This window comes from Aliarcobacter faecis (genome assembly GCF_013201705.1).
Classification (GTDB): domain Bacteria; phylum Campylobacterota; class Campylobacteria; order Campylobacterales; family Arcobacteraceae; genus Aliarcobacter; species Aliarcobacter faecis.
Window position 1 is genome coordinate 104016 of the sequence record NZ_CP053838.1, and the last position, 19349, is coordinate 123364.

Genomic DNA, 19349 nt, shown 5'->3' on the forward strand with positions numbered 1-19349 from the left:
ATAGGAATATTGCTACTTGTATGTAAATATTTTTATTAACAAGATTTAAAAACTAAAAAACAAAATTAAAAATACAAAAAAATTAAATATTCAATAGTTAATTTTTAAAAACTATTATATTATTTTAAAAAAGGAAAAGACATATGACAACAACAATAGTAAGTGGAATATTTTTATTTCTTCCAATTGTTTTAGGAATTGTAGGAGTTGCAATTTTTTCAGCGAAAAAAAATGTTGAGAGTAAAAATAATTGAGTAAGTTTATCTCTTGAAACTTGTAAAACTATTTCGCCAACATAATTTCCAAATTTATTTCACAAATGTTTCAAAAAATGGAAACATAAAAGTAAAATAGCTGAAAACAAGTTAGTGAAACATGTGGAAACTTATTTGTGAAATGGGTGGAAACATGCGTGTGAAATCTCTAGATGCTTATGATATTAAAAATGATATTGCAGATGTAAACAGTAAAGAGATTTTAACGCAGTCTAATAATATAATTTATGAAAAAATAAAATCACATTTTAAAATAAATCCAAAATATTATGGTTTAAATATTAATCATTACACAAATGAAGAAGATGAATATTTAGAATCTTTAGAGATTACAAATATTATAAAAAAAAGATCAATAAATAAAAATGAATCTACAAAAATGATTACTCAAGATCAGATGTTAAATTATTTAGAGAATAAATTAAAATCATCTACAATATAACTATTATTTTTTAAAATAAAATCTCTTTTCAAACTCAAAAATCTATAAAAATTTACAAAAAAGTTAGCTCTTACTGTTTCTAAACTGTTTCTTTTGGTGTTTCCTAAGTGTTTCTTTTACTGTTTCTTATTAAAAAATCAACACTTTATAAAAGCCTTATTTTAAGCTTATTTGCTCAAGTTTATTAAAAAAAAGGAAACCGTAGCAAATTTTTTAACTATAAAAAAAATTAACCTAAAAGCAATAAACAAAAATCTATGTTACAATTTTCTAATTTTAACTTTTTAAATAATTAACTTGTAAGATTTTTGCAAGTTTGCTACAGCATATATTTTTTAAATATATGAAAACGATAGATACTATATCTTCAAAAAATATCTATTATTCCTTATCTTTTTATAATTTGTAAAAGCACAATTACTTTTAATAAACTAAAAAGAAAAACATAAAATATAATCCTGACCTCTACGGAGATCCTTTAACGCCTTATTCCAAAAATTCATATGCAAGAATTTAAAAAAAAGCAGATTGACTCAACAAAAAATTGCTTCAGATAGGAGCTGAATCTATCATCAAAAATAAAAAAAATTTCATACAAAGGAGAAAGAAATGAGAGGAAGTGTTTACTACCAAAGCTCACAGTTAGTAAAACAAATATTTCAAGAAGGAGCAAAAAAAGAAGATAAAATAAATCCAAATCATGAATACTACCAAATTGTTTCAAGCTATAAAACCATGGAGAGTTACAGAAGAGTTTGGAACAATTTTTTTAACTATTTAAAAGAGCATTGGAAGATAAAAGATTTTGAGAAAATTAGTTCAGAACATGTTCATGCTTACATGGATTATAAGATTGAATACTATCCTTCAAAACAATATCTTGAAAAAATTTCAGCTGCACTTGGAAAACTAGAAATTGCATTAAAAAACTTTTCAAAAAATATTCACAAGATAGAAAAATATTATGATTTTTCAATTAGGCAAACTATTTTAAATGAAGCAAGAGATTTAAAACTTGTAGCAAATAATTATCATAATCGTGCATATAAAAAACCAATGCTTTTAATTTCAAATTTAAAAAATCCTATTAATCAACTTGCAGCTAAAATTCAACTTGAAGGTGGAGCTAGAATTGAAGGAGTTGCATTAATAAAACCTGAACAACTTCTTAGAATTAAAATTGATAAAGTAACACAAGTTGAAAAAGGAATTATCTATACAAAGGAAAAAGGTGGAAAGCAAGGTGAAGTCTTAGTATCACTTAAAACTTATGCTGAATTAGAAAATTATCTATCATTAAATTCAAAATTTAAAATCAATCGACAAGATTATTATAACGATATAAAACAAGCAGCACTTATTTCAAAAGAAGTTTCTGAAGGAAGTCATGGTCTTAGATGGAACTTTGCAAAAAGAAGAATGTTTGAATATGGAAAAGCTGATTACACTTATTCTGATTCACTTCAACAAGTTAGTTATGAGATGAAGCATAATAGAGCTAGTATTACTGAACACTATTTGGGAGGATGATTTTTATTTTCTTTAAAAAAGTTCTTATATTATAAAAATATTAACCTTTGATTTTACAAATAAAATTTACAATTCGTTTTAAAAATATTTTGTTTGATGATATAAAGATTTTGTAATATTTGATAGCTTTGCTATAATTAACACAGAAAATTTATTGATACATAAACTAGGAGAAAATTTGGAAGAGTTAAGATTTTCATTAGTCGCACTGTTTGCATTTTTTGTACTTTATCTATCTTTTAAAGTAAAAAAGAAAAATGAAAATAAAAGCACTAAGTAATTTTTTTAATCTCTAAAAATAATAAATCCCTGTTACTTATAAATAAACAGGGATTTTATAAAATATTAAAATTACTTTTATTTTAAATTTTTATCTTTTTCATAATCAAATTTGCCAACTGCTAAAATTATTCCAATTACCAACATTGTAAGTAGTATAATTGTTACTGTATTAAATTCTAATTGCATTTTATCGTCCTTTATATGATCTGATTCTTTTAATTTTTAGATATTTTTTATATCTGTTAAACTCTCGTTTAAATTTATCATTTAAGTCAATTGCTAGAAGTATTAACATCATAAAACAAAATACAAAAGCTATAGCTATTTGTCCATCATTTATTCCAAAATATATATTTGTTGCAATATAGATAGCTAAAATATAAATATATAATTTAAATGAATTTGCAAAATTATATAAACAAATAAATAAAAATTTATCTAATCTATTTATTGGTAACATTTTTAATCCTTTATTTCACATTTTGTAACTGGTATAGTAGTTGAGCCTTTAAAAAAACTATTTTTATCTACACTCCAATTATCAGCTTTTGAGACATCAATCTTTAAAGAACTCATATTACAAATAAGCTCTTTATTGTTATTAAAATCATCTATTAAATTAGCTCTTTCATTTAGATGAAAATATAAAACTATAAATGGAAATAAGAATATAACTAATAGTATAAAAAATTGTGTTCTTATTTTTTCTGATAGATATTCATATTTTTTTAATCTCTTTTCATTCATAACTCTATTCTTCTTTCTTAGATTTATTTTCTTTACTATTTGATTTTAAAAAACTATCTGGACTCTTATGAACAATTTTTACTGCAGAAGTTAGTAATACAGCCCAAAATGCAATATATAAGAGTCCATTATTAAAATCAAAATATTCATATTCATTATTAAAGAAAAGTGCATAAACCATAACAAATAAAAGTGAACCTACTAAAACTAAAATAGATATTACAAAAAGAAATTCTCCAAGTCTACAAATAGTTTTATTACCTATTTTATAAAAATTACACATGCTATCTCCCCTTTATTTAATATCACAATTATAGATTGTAAATATATTTACACCATTAGATATTTGATAAGCTCTTTTTTTATCAAATTCATAAGCTAAATCTTTTGAAACAATATTGTTCTTACATATTAATTCTTGATTATTTACAAAAGCTTCATAAATTTTCTCTTTTTTATAATTATTATAAAAATATAAAAAAGCTATAAGTAGTAATAGTAATGCGCCAAGTCCTAAACTTCCTAAATATGAGAAAAATAGTTCTTTCTCTTTTTTACAAGTAATATCTTGTTCCATATTGTCTCCTTGTATTATCTAAAATAGATATTATTTAATTTATTATATACTAAAAAGGATATTGTGTCAAGAAATATAATCTAAAATAGATAAATTAATGATATAATTAAAACTATATTAGATAATAAATAGGATAATTTATGACAAAAGAAGAGTTTTGTAAAAGATTAAAAGATATTAATCTAACACAAAAAGAGTTTTCAGAAATAACCAATGTCCCATATTCAACACTTAATAATTGGGGATTCCATGATATACAAGTTCCAAAATGGGTAGGTCCATTTATTGAACATTATGAGAAATCTAAAAAGTATGATTCAATTAGAAAGTTAATATTAGAGTCTAAAGAGATATTGTAGAAATATAATAAAGGTTTTTTACTACAGTTTGAAATTTAAATTGTATTTAAAAACCTACAGTAACTACAAAATTATATTTGATTTTGTAGTTACTATAATTAGCAGGTTATAATAATTTTTTATTGTTCAAAACTCGAAGTAATCTTCTATTATTATGTAATATTTCAGCTTCCTTTTTTAACTCATTTTCAATTAAATTAAAAATAAACTCAAAACTATTATTTCTTGAATTTATTGCATTTATATAGCCATTTGTAATTTTATCTTCAATGCATTTATTTAATCTACTAGGATATCTAAATCTGCAATGGTAAGAAGATTTTTTCAAAAAAATAATCAAAGTTGCAAATAGTAATTTCTCAAGCGCAAAAATAGGAAGAGAATATTTTTTTTCTATGATAGCTTCTAGTATTTTACAAATTGAAGCATTAAGCGGAATAACTGCAACACTTAAACTTGTATCATGATTTTTTGAAGAGTAAATACTATAACATTCAGACAAGATTTCCGAGGTATATTGGTTTAATTTAATCAAAAAATAAAAAAGATCTCTCATAAAAATATCTGAAAAATCAACTTCATTTTTATAAATAAATTTTAAAAAATCATATGTTTCCCAAAACCTATACTTATTACTAACTTTATTATAAATAATTTTTTGAGCTTTATTTAGCAAAGAAGTATTAATTTCAAATACTTCCGATTTAACTATTTTTCTTGCCATTTTTCAGGTCTCCTTCAATTTTGTTCCAAATTTTACATATATAAGATTGCTCTACTTTAAAACCAAATTTTTCGTACAGATTTTTAGCTATTATTCTAAAACTTAATTTTTTCTCCAATTTAGATTTCCTAATATATGACCAACGTTCCATTAGCATTCTCTCTACATTACCTTGCCGAATAAAACACTCTTCTGTAGGAATTAATTTAATGTACTCTCTAATTGCAATCACTAGAGAGCATTGAGATAGTGTCTCATTGCTATAGTCTTTATGTAATTCTTTTAATTTATGAAAATGCGTTCTTTGCATTTTAAACATCTCATTTCTTGCATCAATATCAAAATTAGCAAAATCTTTAAAAGCTTTTTTGATCCCCTTTACATTTAGTTTTGTGAGTGTTTCACAAATTTTTACATTGTCCATTTTTATCCTTTGATATAATTTTAGATATATTTGTTTTTTATTAAAAAATATATCTCTACTTATATTCATAATTTTTCAATTTTTAGAAATTATGAATATAGATTACAAAATAAAAAAGGAGTATTTTAAAATGCAAGTTCAAAATGAAAAAGAGTTAATTCAAATTCCAATAGATATTTTTTATGATGAGTTTACAGTTTATGAAAGTAATGAAAGAGTTGCGTTTGAAAATTTTAGTGAAAACAAAAGATATATAATTGAATATCAAGACAATGATAATGTTTATGTATATAAACCAACAATGCAGGATTTAATAAAAATAATGGAAGGAAATTTTAAATAATAAAATATAAATGTTTAAATATCTGATTTTTTATTAACATTTAGATAATATCTAATATATTTTTAAAAATAGAGTCTTAGGGGAAAATATGTCATCAAAAAAAGAGTTAACAGAAAGAGATATTTGTACAAAATATATCAATCCTGCTTTAACCCAAGCTGGCTGGAATTTACAAACACAAATTAGAGAAGAAGTTTATTTTACTGATGGAAAAATTTATGTAAAAGGAAATAAATCAAAAAGAGCTAAGGGTAAAAAGGCAGATTATATTCTTTACTACAAACCAAATATTCCTGTAGCAATTATAGAGGCAAAAGATAATAATCATAGAGTTCAAGATGGAATCCAACAAGGCTTAGAATATGCAAATATTTTAGATATACCAGTCGTCTTTTCAAGTAATGGAGATGAATTTTATGAACATGATAAAACTTTATCTAATGGTATTGTAGAACGAAAAATCTCATTAAATAATTTTCCAACCCCAGATGAACTTTGGGAAAGATATAAAAAATATAAAAAAATAGAGACACAAGAAGAGGAAAGAATTATTTCTCAAGACTATTTTTTCGATGCTCAAGGAAGATTTCCTAGATACTATCAACAAATTGCAATAAACAGAACTGTTGAAGCAATTGCTAAAGGACAAAATAGAATACTACTTGTAATGGCAACAGGAACAGGTAAAACATATACAGCTTTTCAGATTATTCATAGACTTTGGAAAAGTGGTGCAAAAAAAAGAATTTTATTTTTAGCAGATAGAAATGCTTTAATCGATCAAACAAAAAAAGGTGATTTTAGACACTTCAAAGACAAGATGACGGTTATTAGAAAAAAACATATAGATAAATCGTATGAAATATATTTAGCTCTTTATCAAGGACTTACAAATTACGATGAGGATAAAGATGCATATAAAGAGTTTAGCTCTGATTTTTTTGATTTAATTGTAATAGATGAGGCTCATAGAGGAAGTGCATCAGAAGATAGTTCTTGGAGAGAGATACTTGATTATTTTTCAAGTGCTACTCAAATAGGACTTACTGCTACACCAAAAGAGACAAAAACTATTTCAAATATCGAGTATTTTGGAGAATCTGTTTATACTTATACTCTTAAAGAAGGAATTGATGATGGATTTTTGGCTCCATACAAAGTATTGAGAGTTGGATTAAATGTTGATTTGGAAGATTATGAACCTGAAATTGGTAAAAAAGATAAAGATGGAAATGAAATAGAGCAAAGAATATACAATAGAAAAGATTTTGATAGAAGTTTAGTAATAGATGAACGAACTTATATGGTAGCACAAAGAGTTACGGAATTTTTAAAAGCTACTGATAGATTTAGTAAAACTATTATCTTTTGTACAGATATAGACCATGCAAGTAGAATGCGAAGTGCTATAGCAAATTTAAATAGTGATCTTGTTGCTAAAAATTCAAAATATGTAATGCAAATAACTGGAGATAATGATGAAGGGAAGAGAGAATTAGATAATTTTATAAACCCTCAAGAAACATATCCAGTAATTGCTACAACTTCTAAATTAATGACAACAGGAGTAGATGCTCAAACTTGTAAATTAATAGTTCTTGATAGCAATATAGGTTCTATGACAGAATTTAAGCAGATAATTGGTCGAGGAACTAGAATAAACGAAGAGTATGGTAAAACATTTTTTACAATAATGGATTTTAGAGGAGCAACTGATAAATTTGCTGATCCTGACTTTGATGGTGAATCTGTAATGATAAAAGATATTTTTGATGGGGATGAAATTTTAAATCCAGAAGAAGAAAAGATTGATTCAATAATTGATGAAAATGGTGAAGAAATAATATTTGAACCTTTTAATATTCCAGATGCTGGAGAAATAGAAGATATTGAAAAGAAAAAAAGAGAAAAAGTATATATTAATGGTGTAGATGTAACTATCCTGAATGAAAGAGTACAAATAAGAAATTCTGAAGGAAAATTAATTACAACTAGCTACAAAGAGTACTCAAAACAAAAAGTTCATGAAGAATTTTCTTCACTTGATGATTTTTTAAACAGATGGTCAAGCAGTGAAAAGAAACAAGTTATTATTGATGAGCTTTATGAAAAAGATATTTTATTTGAAGAGTTAAAGGTTGATATAGGCAAAGATATGGATATTTTTGATTTAATTTGTCATATTGCTTATGATAAACCACCACTAACTAGAAAAGAAAGAGCAAATAGTGTTCAAAAAAGAGACTATTTTAACAAATATGAAGGAAAAGCAAAAGAAATTTTGAAAGCTTTATTAGAGAAATACTCAGATGAAGGAATAGAAACTATTGAAACTATAGAGGTATTAAAACTTCCAGAATTTAGCTCTTTTGGAACAGCAATTGAAATAGTTAATACTTTTGGTGGTAGAGATAAATATTTAGAAGCTATAAAAGATTTAGAAAATGAGATATATAAGGGAGTTGCTTAATATATGAGCCATAATATAAGTGGAGTTATAAAATCTATTCAAAAGATCATGAGAAATGATAGAGGATTAAATGGAGATGCTCAAAGAATAGAGCAATTAGGATGGATGATATTTTTAAAGATTTTTGATGATAAAGATTTAGAAATAGAGTTAATAAAAGATGATTACATATCACCAATTCCTAGTAATTTACAATGGCGAAATTGGGCTAAAGATGATGAAGGAATTACAGGAGATGAACTTTTAGATTTTATTGATAATAAACTTTTTACAACTTTAAAAAATCTTCCGACTGCAGCAACAAATAAAAGAGCTTTACTTATAAGAGAAGTATTTGAAGGTAATAACAATTATATGAAGTCTGGAACTATTATAAGGCAAGTTTTAAATAAAATAAATGAAATAGATTTTAATAATAGTGAAGATAGGCACCTTTTTGGAGATATTTATGAAACTATTTTAAAAGAGCTTCAAAGTGCTGGAAATAGTGGAGAATTTTATACTCCAAGAGCAATAACTCAATTTATAACTCAAATGATAGATCCAAAATTAAATGAAATTACTTTAGATCCTGCTTGTGGAACTGGTGGATTTTTAGTGAATACTATAGATCATATAAAATCAAATGGGGAAGTTAAAACTCCAGAAGATAGATTAACATTACAGCAAAATATTAGAGGAGTAGAGTTAAAACCACTTCCTCATATGTTAGCACTTACAAATCTAATTTTACATGATATAGAAATTCCAAATATTATATATGATGATGCACTTTCAAAAGAGATTTCAAGCATATCAAAAAAAGATAAAGTTGATTGTATTTTGGCAAATCCCCCTTTTGGTGGAGTTGTAACCGATGGTATGGAGACAAATTTTCCTGCAAACTTTAGAACTAAAGAGAGTGCTGATCTATTTTTAATTCTTATGATAAATTACCTAAAAGATGGTGGAAGAGCTGGAATAGTACTTCCAGATGGAAGCCTTACTGGTGATGGAGTAAAACAAAGAATTAGAGAAAAGCTACTGGCTGATTGTAGCCTTCATACAATTGTACGACTTCCAAACTCAGTATTTCAACCCTATGCTTCAGTGGCTACAAATCTTCTGTTTTTTACAAAAGGAACTCCAACAAAAGAGATTTGGTATTATGAACATAAATTACCAGAGGGGCAAAAAGCATATAGTAAAACAAAACCTATAAAGCTTGAAGAGTTTGAACTTCTTAAATTATGGTGGAATAATAGAATTGAAAATGAGCAAGCTTGGAAAGTAAATATTGAAACTATCAAAACAAATGGATACAATCTTGATATTAAAAATCCTCACAAAGAGGAAGTAGAACACACTTACTCATCATCTGAACTTCTTGAGATGTTATCAAGCTCTTTTGCAAAAAGTAATACACTTTTAGAAAAGTTAAAAAGTGAGCTTTCATGATAGTAAGAAGCACAGACTATATCAAATCTCTTGTAAATGAGATTATAAAACTTCCTAATGAAACTGAATGGATAGAGTTCAAACACAACAACGAAGATCCTCAAATGATAGGCGAATACATTAGTGCTCTTTCAAACTCAGCTGCACTCAATGGTAAAACAAATGGCTATATTATTTGGGGTGTAGATGATACTACTCATGAGATTTTAGGTACGACTTTTACTCCATCATCTGCAAAGAAAGGTGGAGAAGCACTAGAAAACTGGATATTACGACTTCTTGAACCAAAAATTGATTTCAAATTTTATGAAATAGAAATAGATGAAAAAAGTATCGTTTTACTTGAAATAGCACCTGCATATAGACACCCAGTGACATTTTCAGGTACAGAATATATAAGACTCGGCTCTCACAAAAAAAAGCTTAAAGAGTTAGCAGAAAAAGAGAGAGAACTTTGGAGGATATTTGACAAAGTACCTTTTGAGAAACAAATTGCAGTAGATAACATAGATGCTAGTGAAGTACTAGGATATCTTGAATATACTAAATATTTTGAGCTATTAAACATACCGTTACCAGAAAATAGAAATGCTATCTTAGAAGCACTTATAGCTGATAATATGGTCAATAAACTTGATAATGCAAAATATGCCATCACAAACTTAGGAGCTATTCTTTTTGCAAAAGATTTATCAAAGTTTAATAACCTCAAAAGAAAAGCCATAAGGGTTATCCAATACAAAGATAATACAAAATTTCAAACTACAAAAGAGATAGTTGGCAATAAAGGTTATGCTGTTGGATTTGAAGGACTTATAGAATACATCAACAATATGCTTCCATCAAACGAAGTAATAAAACAAGCATTTCGTGAAAACAAAACAATGTATCCAGAACTCTCAATAAGAGAGGTCGTTGCAAATGCTATTATCCATCAAGATTTCTTTGCTACTGGAAGCTCAGTGATGATAGAAATTTTTTCAAACCGTTTTGAAGTAACAAATCCAGGAACTCCTCTTGTAGATACTGAAAGATTTTTGGACTCTCCGCCAAAATCAAGAAATGAAGCAATCGCATCATTTATGCGAAGAATCGGTATTTGTGAAGAGCGAGGAAGTGGTGTAGATAAGATAGTAATCCAAACAGAACTTTATCAGCTTCCTGCACCGATATTTGAAACAAATGGTGATCATACAGTAGCGATACTTTTTGCACATAAAGAGCTAAAAGATATGGACAAAGCAGATAAAATCAGAGCTTGTTATTTGCATGCAAGCTTAAGATATATCCAACATGACTATATGACAAACACATCTCTTAGAGAGAGATTTAACATTGATGTCAAAAATCGTTCAATGGTTTCAAAAATCATCAATGATGCAATTGAAGCGAACAAAATAGCTATCTATGATGAAAATGTAGGAACAAAAGCAAGAACTTATATACCAAGTTGGGCAAGATGATGAAAATTTGCTTCACCGTTGCTTCACTGAATACTTATAATAGACTTAAAAATATTGGAGAAACCCTTTATTATAGGGCTTTCCCTTCTCAAAATTTGTTTGACCGTTGTTTGACTGATGGGGAAATATATGAGTAATTGGCAAAAAGTAACCCTTGATAAATTATGTTTTTTTGAAAAGGGTAAGACAGGATTGGCAAAAGCTATACCAGGTGATTATCCTTTAGTAACAACTTCAGCAGAAAGAAAAACAAATGATTCTTACCAGTTTGATACAAAAGCCGTTTGTATTCCATTAGTTTCATCAACTGGACATGGTCATGCAAGTTTAAACTATGTACATTATCAAGAAGGAAAATTTGCTCTTGGAACAATATTAGTAGCCTTAATTCCAAAAGATGAAACAATCTTAAATGCTCAATTTTTGCATTTATATCTATCAAGATTAAAAGATATAATTTTAGTGCCATTAATGTCTGGAGCTGCAAATGTATCTTTATCTATATCAAAAATCAAAACAGTTGAAATACCTTTACCACCTATAGATGAACAACTAAAAATTGTTGAACTATTTAAAAACTTAGTGAATGAAAACAATGAATTAGTAGAAGAAATCAATACACAATCATCTCTTTTAAAACAACTAAAACAAACTATTTTACAAGAAGCGATTGAAGGTAAACTCACAGAAAAATGGAGAGTTAAAAATCCTGATATCGGCACAGTCAAAGAACTTTTAGAGCAGATAAAAACAGAAAAAGAGAAACTTGTAAAAGATAAAAAAATTAAACCATCCAAACCACTGGCACCAATAAATGAAGATGAAATTCCATTTGATATTCCACAAAACTGGGAATGGTGTAGGTTTCAAGATATTACAACTGTAATTACATGTGGAATAGCAAGTACTCCAACATATTATGAAAGTGGAAGAATTTTCTTATCTGCTAAAAATGTTAAACCTTTTAAATTTATGCCTGATGAACATAAATATATTAATGAAGATACATATCAAAAAATTATTGCAAATGCTAAACCTGATTTGAATGATATTTTACTTACCAGAGTTGGTGCAGGTATAGGAGAAGCAGCAGTAATTGATCAAGAAATTGATTTTGCTTATTATGTTAGTTTGACACTGATCAAACCATTACATTTATACATTAATTCTAAATTTATTTTGAATTTTCTTAATTCTGAACAAGGGATTAAAAATGCAATTAGTTATACATCTGGTAAAGATAGCTCTCAAGGTAATTTAAATGTTAATAATGTTAGAACATTCTTAATTCCAATTCCACCCCTTGAAGAACAAAAAGAGATAGTAGCCACAATAGAAAAACTTTTTGCGATTTGCGATGAACTTGAGGGCGAAATCAACCAAAACAAAACCACAGTTGACAACCTAATGGCAACAGTCCTTAAAGAGGCGTTTGAACAACAATGAAAAGGTAAAATATGGCAAATTCTAATCCTTTATACACTCCTCAACGAGAAAAAGCTGGTGCCCAAACATTTGGTAAATACATGTATCAATATCATTGGGCATTATATAGAATCTTTAAGGAGCATGAGTCAGAAAAAGAATATGCTGTATTTATTGAGCTTCACGAAGATGTTGTATTGGCTGATTCATTAGAAGTTGCTCAAGTAAAATTTGAATTTAATCAAGTAAAAACTACAACTGGAAAATATACTGATAAAAAATTAATTAAACAAGATCCAAAAACAAAAAGCTCAACTTTAGGGAAGTTAATTTCAAGTGGTACAAATCCAGCTTATTTTGACAAAGTTGATTCAATCAATCTTGTTGCAAGCAATGGATTTAGTATTCCACTAAAAACAAAAGGAATCGATTTACAAAATATATCTATAAATTACATTTCAGATGATTGTTTAAAATCAATGTCAGATGCTATCACAAAGGAATTATCATCTAATAGTTTTCCGATAAATCTACATTTCATAGTACCTGATTTACCAGAGAAATCATTTGAACAAACTATTATAGGACATATCACAGAGGTTATTTTGAAGCTTTATCCTGGTGCAACAATTAATGCACAAAATATTTATAGAGCATTGATAGATGAATTAACTCGTAAAGGTAGATTAACTTTCGATTTTACAAATTGGGATAAGTTTATAAAAGAAAAAGCATTGACCTCATTGACAGTGACACAAGTAATAAACGAACACACAAATAGAAAGCAAGATATTAAAGTTTATGAAGAGCTAGATATTTTTATGAATGATCTGGGATTAAAGTCATTAGAAAAAAGAAATTGGAAAAAATCTTTTGAAAGATATTATCTTCAAAGAGTTGGTAACAAGGCTACAAACCAATTTGATATTAGTAGTGACATAAAAACAACTATTTCAAAATATTTACCAAATAGTAATGACGATATTACTCTTTTATTGTCGCAAGCGATAGATAGTTTATCCGAAAAGACAAAAAAGAAATTTGACAATGATATGGATATAAAATGTGCGATTTTATGTGAACTCATACTTGAGGATTAAATATGAATAAACAAGATAACTACAAACTTTTGATAAGAAATTTGAGGAAAAAATACAATGAAAAACTTACAATTCAAACAACTGCTTCTACTATCAGATACACAAAAAAAAGCAAATCAATTCCTGTTTCAAAAGAGATTCAATCTAATAACAGCTGACGATAATAGTGTTGGAAAATCTACATTAGCAAAACTTTTGCTTTGGACTTTTGGATGTGAACCTGATTTTGATTCAACTTGGAAAAGTACAGATTGTAAATGTTTAGTTGATTTTTCAATAGATGGTACGAACTATAAAATTTTACGATATCAGAATTTCATTTCTTTAAAAGAAGAAAATCAAGAAATCCTCAAATATACTAATATCGGTGGAGATTATTCAAAAAAGTTCGCTGAACTAGTTGACTTTAAAGTATTATTGCCGAAACGAGGAAGTGATGAAACAGAACTTGTTACACCTCCACCAGCATATTATTTTTTACCATTTTATATGGATCAAAAAAATAGCTGGAGTAAAACATGGAATAGCTTTGGTAAATTAGGTCAATTTGACAGCTGGCAAAAAACTGTAATCAAATATCATTTAGGATATTTAAGTCCTAAGCACTTTGAGCTTGAACAAGATTTATCAGATAATAAAAGACAAATAAATGAATTAAATCAAGAAGTTGAAAAAATTGGATATGCATTGGATGTAGTAAAAAATCATATTCCAAATAACGAAATCACTATTAATGAAGAACAATTCCAAATAATTACAAAAGAGATTCAAGAAGAATTAGCTGAATTATCAAAATTACAAGAACAATTTTTAAATGAACTATCAAATCTCACATCTGATAAAGTTTATTTAGAACATCAAAAAACTATTGCTGAACATCTTATCAAAGAGCTAGAAAGTGATTATGTTTTTAGCGTAGAAAACATAGAAGACGATGATATTGAATGTCCATTATGTGGGACAATTCATGAAAATTCAATAGTAAATAGAAGCTCTATCTTGGTAGATAAACAACAAGCTGTTAATCAACTTCATTCTATTGATACTCAACTCCAAAATCTTGTTAAAAAAGCAGAAAAAACTCAAAAAGAATACGAGCAAATCAAAGAAAAAATCAATCATATTAATGCAAAATATAAATTAGAAGATAATTCACAATCAATTCCACTAAATGAAGTTATTGAGAAATTTGCATATAAATCTATAAATGACAATATAACCAATACAAAAAAAGAGAAACTTTTAAAAATTGATGATTATAAGAACGGGCAAAAAGAGATTAAAAAAGAACAAAATGCTTTGTTAACTAAAGAAGAAAGACAAAAACTTGATGATGCTTTTTTAGAGTTACTTCATACTTATATTAAACTACTCAATGCAGAAGGTATAAATCTCTCAAGTATAAAAACTCCACTTGATTATAATAAAATCGTTAAAGAAGGTGGAGCAGCAGAAGGCACGAGAGGTATTCTTTCTTACTATTTAGCAATTTTTTCTATGATTAACATTTATGGTAGTGAAATAAATGCTCCTTTAGTAATAGACACCCCAAATCAACAAGAGCAATCTGATAAAAACTATGAAAATATCGTTAACTTGATAACTCAAAAAATACCTGACACCGAACAAATAATTATTTGTGCAATGGAAAATGATAAATTGAAAGAATATAAAAAAGATGCAAATGTTATTAAATTGAACAAAGACAAACTTTTACAAGCTTCTAAATATGATGAAGTTAAGCAAATATTTGATGAAATGGAAAAATAATGAAAATTCCATCAGACCTATTCGAAAATAAGCAGTTAAAACTATCTCCACTATTAATAAAATCATATATTGATAAATTAAATGTACTTGGTAAATTTGAAGAGTCAAAAGTAAATTTGCAAGGTTCAATAGGTGGGAATGAAGAAGATGAAGCAATAAATCATTTTGTAGGAAGATTTCCAAATGGTGCTGTAAGATCACAGTATGTTGTCATAAATCCAGATGGAGATTTAAATCATATTGCATCACAATTAGCTACTGTATTTTCAGATAAAACCTTAAAGATATTATATTTGCCGTGCGGAAGCGGTGCAGGATTGGTTGGTTTACTTACTACTTTTTTTACATTAAGACAACACAAGTATTATCCGTCTTTGCCATTAAATATTGAAATTATAGGTGCTGATTATTCAAGTGATGCTTTAAGTATTTTTACTGAAATGATGAATTCAATATCAAAAGAGTTTTTGAAAGTTGGGATTAATATATCATACTCAACACAACAGTGGGATGCCACAAGTAACACTGAGACAATGAAATTAATGCATCAATTTTTTGCTACACAAGCAGATGAACATTTTGTATTTTTTTCTAATTTTTCAGGTGCTACAGGTACGAATAATAATTTTAATGATTCATTCCGCACTGTTTTGGACTATGTTGCTACTATCGGAAAAAATTCTACTATTTTGTGGATAGAACCTGGAAATTTTAAAAAAGCAGAAAGGTTATTTGTAAAAATTGGAATGTTAATCGATTCAATCAAAAAACTTTGGGCACAATTTACTGATTCAAATAGCGATGCATGTGAAATTTCAACAAGAGAATTTAAATTTATTCATCCAACTTCTTTAAATGAACTACGAGGAAATATATCTGGATTAAGATTAATTATAGACGGGCAAGATAGATGATAGATATAAAGAAAATAGCACTTAGAGCCATTAATTCAAGCAGACGAACTTCTCCATCTACATATATAGCTCTTAGGTTATTACTTGATAATCAACACAACTTAAAATGGCTACAAAACTATTGTGAACGAAAACTAACTACAACATCAAAATGGTCTTATTTTGAATATCAATGGTTTAAAAAGATTGATGAAAAAGATAAGCCAAATCATCGTACTTTTTATATAGGGAGTCCTACAACTCTACTTGTGGAAGCATATATTTTGTCTATATTATCAAAAGAGGAAATATTTAAAAATAATTCACAAAATTTTAGCTATTACCTTGCAGAAGATTATGCTAGTTATAATTATTCATACTACTATAAAGGTTATCGCAACAGAAATATTTCTATCTCTAATAAATTAACAGAAGACAAAAATCTAAGGGCTTTTGTTTTTGATTTGAGTAATTATTATCCTAGTATGGACAAATCTTTTGTTTATGAAAATTTTTCTAACTATATCGAACAAACTAATATTGATGAAAAAATCAAAAATGGTATTTTAGATTTTATCAAATCATCTCTTGATGTTACAGTATCAGGAATACCTGTAAATCCTGATATTGGTCATCTTTTAGGTAGTATCACTTTAAAATCATTTGATAATGAAATGTATGAAATTTTTGGAGATAGATATTTTAGATATGTCGATGATATTGTAATTATTGACAAGGAAGATAATGTCAAAGATGTAAAAGCTATTTTAGATGAAAAAATACCTAAAAGTAAAGGTGCTATTTTAAATCAAGAAAAATATCAAGAATTAGATTTAGCAGAATGGAAGATTCTTACTAGCGAAATTGGTCATAATGATGAATTTATTAACTTGCTCAATGACATGCAACTCTACTTATCCATGCAAGATACTGCATCAGAAATACAAAAACAACTAAAAGACAATAAAATTTCACTTCCTGTTTATAAACTTTACATAAACTCAAGATATGGTGGCTGGCAATCTTTTGTAAAGTGGCTAAATTATTATAATCCTTTAAAAAGTTATAGAAAATCTTTGACTGTTGAAAAGCTTGTAAATAGAGCTATAAATTTGAAGAAATTTTATATTGAAAGTTTAAAATCTTTGAATAAAGTTGCTACATCTGAACAAAATGTGAATCAAAAAGTATTGCTTAAAAAGTATCATTTCTATATAAATAGGCTTATTTATTTATTTGATGTAAGTGAATTTGAGGATAAGCTATTACCTTTAATACCTACGACAAAAGAGTTTTTTGAAACAAAATCTGTCATTGAGGCTTTAATAATAAATGATATTTCAAATATATTAAGTATTGGTGGTAAATCTATTTTAACATTTGTAGAGATATCTAAAGCAAATTCTTTATCTTTTCCAAAAATTAACAAAAAATTATTAAAAGCTTATGATAACACACAGCTGTACTCATTAGGTGTATTATCTTTATATGGATTAATTCTATTGAATAAAAGTATAGAAATTGAACAAATAGAAAACAATCAGATAAAAAACTTTCTCCAATTTTGTGATATACAAGCCCCCATAGAAAGATTATTAAATGATTTCTCTTACAATGATGAAATATTGTCATTAAGATTAAATATATCGCATGAGCATATGCTTAAAAAACTGTTTAGTAAATATGATAGTAAAGAAAAATTGTATTTAGCTGGTTTGACTTTGGATGAAAAGGATTATTTCTCACTTTAGTCTATAAGTACAAAAAATTATAGAATACCTATTAGTTTAATAAAAAAATAATTATTTTAATTAATATTTATTAAGTGTAATAAATTTAATATGCTATTACATATTAAACTTTAACTAACATTTTATTAAATATATTTAATTCATTTTCTAAAATATATTTAAGTTCAGTTGTGTTGGAAATAATTTCAAGAATTGAGGCATTGTCTAATTCATTTATTATCCAAACGATTAACCTATCTTTATCTACATTTTTTAGTTCAAATGAAGCAAACTTAGCATTTTTGATTTTTAGGGTGTTTTATGTATAATGTATGTTCAGTAAATAGTTAAGAATAGGGAAAATTATGAGTAAAAGTATAGCTAAAATACATATTTTAATGAAAAATTATCGTAAGAAATTACGTCATATTTGGGAAGAGTATTCTTTTATTGAATACTATGCACCATATTTACACGAAAATATTAAAAATGGAACTTTGCCACCTTATGAATTTGAACCATTTTTGAACAACAGACAATTAAGAAAAACAACAAAAAGAACTTCATTAAGTGCATTAGATCAAGTTTTAAAAAACTCAATCAAAAATAGAGTTTTATTGGATTCTATTGGTATATTTGAGGATTATATATGTAATTTAGCTGAAATTGTTTATACAGATTATCCTGAAAAATTAAAGAACAATAATAAAGGTCAAACTGAAAAGGAAGAACAAAAATATATAAATTTCATTATGGACTCCGATACAAAAGAAGAAATGATATCAAAAATTATTGAAGAAAAATTACGCTCTATTTTTTATGGTAATCCATTAGATATTTTCGAAAAAGATAAAGTTCAACTCTCATTTGGAAAATATTTTACTGATAATTATCAGCATGTTTTAGATGAATATAAAGAAATCACAGCCACTAGAAATGTAATTATTCATAATAATGGTAAAGTAGATAGAAAATATCTTAGAGAAGTAGTTGGCACTAGTTATAACTTAAGAAATAGAATAATTTTAGAGAGACAATATCTTAAAAAAACTTTATCTATTTTAGAAGGTCTTGCGGCAATCTCTTCAAAACTTGTAGTGGAAAATATATACAATGGCATTCCTCGAGGTAAATTGGAAAATTCTATTAAAAGCTTTAAAAATGGTGTTGGAAAAACAGTTTAACAAATCATTGGAGAGAAATATTTGACCCCACGGCTCAAATATTTTCAACTTAACCGTTAGACAAATTTAAAAGGAAGATGATATTAGTTCTAAATTAGATTTTTTACTTAATCAGGCAAATATTGGAAATTATAATAAGTGTGAAATTATTGAAATCTTTGGTTTTGATAAAGA

General features: G+C 26.7%; 19 protein-coding genes. 13 read left to right on the forward strand and 6 right to left on the reverse strand.

What is annotated here, in order from left to right; translation table 11 throughout:
- Nucleotides 1-414: 414 nt before the first annotated feature.
- Both AFAEC_RS12005 and AFAEC_RS12010 read left to right on the forward strand, forming a co-directional pair.
- The gene (locus AFAEC_RS12005) at nucleotides 415-717 is read left to right on the forward strand and encodes a hypothetical protein (RefSeq protein ID WP_148294542.1); all 303 of its coding nucleotides are present in this window, start codon (nucleotides 415-417) and stop codon (nucleotides 715-717) included.
- Nucleotides 718-1326: 609 nt separating this feature from the next.
- A complete protein-coding gene (locus AFAEC_RS12010; RefSeq protein WP_026806855.1) occupies nucleotides 1327-2247 on the forward strand; it encodes a site-specific integrase in 921 nt (306 codons plus the stop codon).
- A gap of 469 nt (nucleotides 2248-2716) precedes the next feature.
- Here the strand turns inward: AFAEC_RS12010 and AFAEC_RS12015 are convergent, their stop codons facing one another.
- From AFAEC_RS12015 to AFAEC_RS12030, 4 genes are read right to left on the reverse strand one after another with little or no spacing between them, the layout of a single operon-like run.
- On the reverse strand, nucleotides 2717-2989 hold the full coding sequence (locus AFAEC_RS12015; protein ID WP_026806854.1) for a hypothetical protein: 273 nt from the start codon (nucleotides 2987-2989) through the stop codon (nucleotides 2717-2719).
- A gap of 2 nt (nucleotides 2990-2991) precedes the next feature.
- A complete protein-coding gene (locus AFAEC_RS12020; RefSeq protein ID WP_026805416.1) occupies nucleotides 2992-3276 on the reverse strand; it encodes a hypothetical protein in 285 nt (94 codons plus the stop codon).
- Between the two features lie 4 nt (nucleotides 3277-3280).
- Nucleotides 3281-3559, reverse strand: coding sequence for a hypothetical protein (locus tag AFAEC_RS12025; protein ID WP_026805417.1), 279 nt, complete (start codon nucleotides 3557-3559; stop codon nucleotides 3281-3283).
- A gap of 12 nt (nucleotides 3560-3571) precedes the next feature.
- Nucleotides 3572-3853, reverse strand: a complete 282-nt coding sequence (locus tag AFAEC_RS12030; protein WP_026805418.1) for a hypothetical protein — start codon at nucleotides 3851-3853, stop codon at nucleotides 3572-3574.
- A gap of 140 nt (nucleotides 3854-3993) precedes the next feature.
- Between AFAEC_RS12030 and AFAEC_RS12035 the strand changes: the two genes are divergently transcribed.
- The gene (locus AFAEC_RS12035) at nucleotides 3994-4212 is read left to right on the forward strand and encodes a helix-turn-helix domain-containing protein (protein WP_026805419.1); all 219 of its coding nucleotides are present in this window, start codon (nucleotides 3994-3996) and stop codon (nucleotides 4210-4212) included.
- A gap of 106 nt (nucleotides 4213-4318) precedes the next feature.
- On the opposite strand, the gene AFAEC_RS12040 is transcribed toward AFAEC_RS12035, so the two are convergent.
- Both AFAEC_RS12040 and AFAEC_RS12045 read right to left on the reverse strand, forming a co-directional pair.
- The gene (locus AFAEC_RS12040) at nucleotides 4319-4936 is read right to left on the reverse strand and encodes a hypothetical protein (RefSeq protein ID WP_026805420.1); all 618 of its coding nucleotides are present in this window, start codon (nucleotides 4934-4936) and stop codon (nucleotides 4319-4321) included.
- A complete protein-coding gene (locus AFAEC_RS12045; protein ID WP_026805421.1) occupies nucleotides 4917-5360 on the reverse strand; it encodes a hypothetical protein in 444 nt (147 codons plus the stop codon). Before AFAEC_RS12045 ends, AFAEC_RS12040 begins: the two co-directional genes overlap by 20 nt.
- 130 nt (nucleotides 5361-5490) lie before the next feature.
- Here AFAEC_RS12045 and AFAEC_RS12050 point away from each other — a divergent pair, with 130 nt between their 5' ends.
- The 10 genes from AFAEC_RS12050 to AFAEC_RS12095 all read left to right on the forward strand — a co-directional run bounded on the left by AFAEC_RS12050 (nucleotide 5491) and on the right by AFAEC_RS12095 (nucleotide 19175).
- Nucleotides 5491-5703, forward strand: a complete 213-nt coding sequence (locus AFAEC_RS12050; protein ID WP_026805422.1) for a hypothetical protein — start codon at nucleotides 5491-5493, stop codon at nucleotides 5701-5703.
- Nucleotides 5704-5791: 88 nt separating this feature from the next.
- Nucleotides 5792-8173, forward strand: coding sequence for an EcoAI/FtnUII family type I restriction enzme subunit R (hsdR, locus tag AFAEC_RS12055; protein WP_026805423.1), 2382 nt, complete (start codon nucleotides 5792-5794; stop codon nucleotides 8171-8173).
- Between the two features lie 3 nt (nucleotides 8174-8176).
- Nucleotides 8177-9610, forward strand: a complete 1434-nt coding sequence (locus AFAEC_RS12060; protein ID WP_026805424.1) for a class I SAM-dependent DNA methyltransferase — start codon at nucleotides 8177-8179, stop codon at nucleotides 9608-9610.
- Nucleotides 9607-11073, forward strand: a complete 1467-nt coding sequence (locus AFAEC_RS12065) for an RNA-binding domain-containing protein (protein WP_026805425.1) — start codon at nucleotides 9607-9609, stop codon at nucleotides 11071-11073. Before AFAEC_RS12060 ends, AFAEC_RS12065 begins: the two co-directional genes overlap by 4 nt.
- Before the next feature lie 129 nt (nucleotides 11074-11202).
- Entirely contained in the window at nucleotides 11203-12519 is a 1317-nt protein-coding gene (locus AFAEC_RS12070; RefSeq protein ID WP_051489020.1) for a restriction endonuclease subunit S, read from the forward strand.
- 11 nt (nucleotides 12520-12530) lie between these two features.
- The gene (locus AFAEC_RS12075; protein WP_026805426.1) at nucleotides 12531-13598 is read left to right on the forward strand and encodes a DUF4297 domain-containing protein; all 1068 of its coding nucleotides are present in this window, start codon (nucleotides 12531-12533) and stop codon (nucleotides 13596-13598) included.
- Between the two features lie 57 nt (nucleotides 13599-13655).
- Nucleotides 13656-15368: a hypothetical protein gene (locus tag AFAEC_RS12080; protein ID WP_026805427.1), complete on the forward strand. Its 1713-nt coding sequence runs from the start codon at nucleotides 13656-13658 to the stop codon at nucleotides 15366-15368.
- Entirely contained in the window at nucleotides 15368-16282 is a 915-nt protein-coding gene (locus AFAEC_RS12085; RefSeq protein ID WP_026805428.1) for a hypothetical protein, read from the forward strand. Before AFAEC_RS12080 ends, AFAEC_RS12085 begins: the two co-directional genes overlap by 1 nt.
- The gene (locus AFAEC_RS12090; RefSeq protein WP_026805429.1) at nucleotides 16279-18012 is read left to right on the forward strand and encodes an RNA-directed DNA polymerase; all 1734 of its coding nucleotides are present in this window, start codon (nucleotides 16279-16281) and stop codon (nucleotides 18010-18012) included. Before AFAEC_RS12085 ends, AFAEC_RS12090 begins: the two co-directional genes overlap by 4 nt.
- A gap of 344 nt (nucleotides 18013-18356) precedes the next feature.
- Nucleotides 18357-19175 (forward strand): hypothetical protein, encoded by an 819-nt coding sequence (locus tag AFAEC_RS12095; RefSeq protein WP_026805430.1) that lies wholly within the window; start codon nucleotides 18357-18359, stop codon nucleotides 19173-19175.
- Nucleotides 19176-19349: the final 174 nt, after the last annotated feature.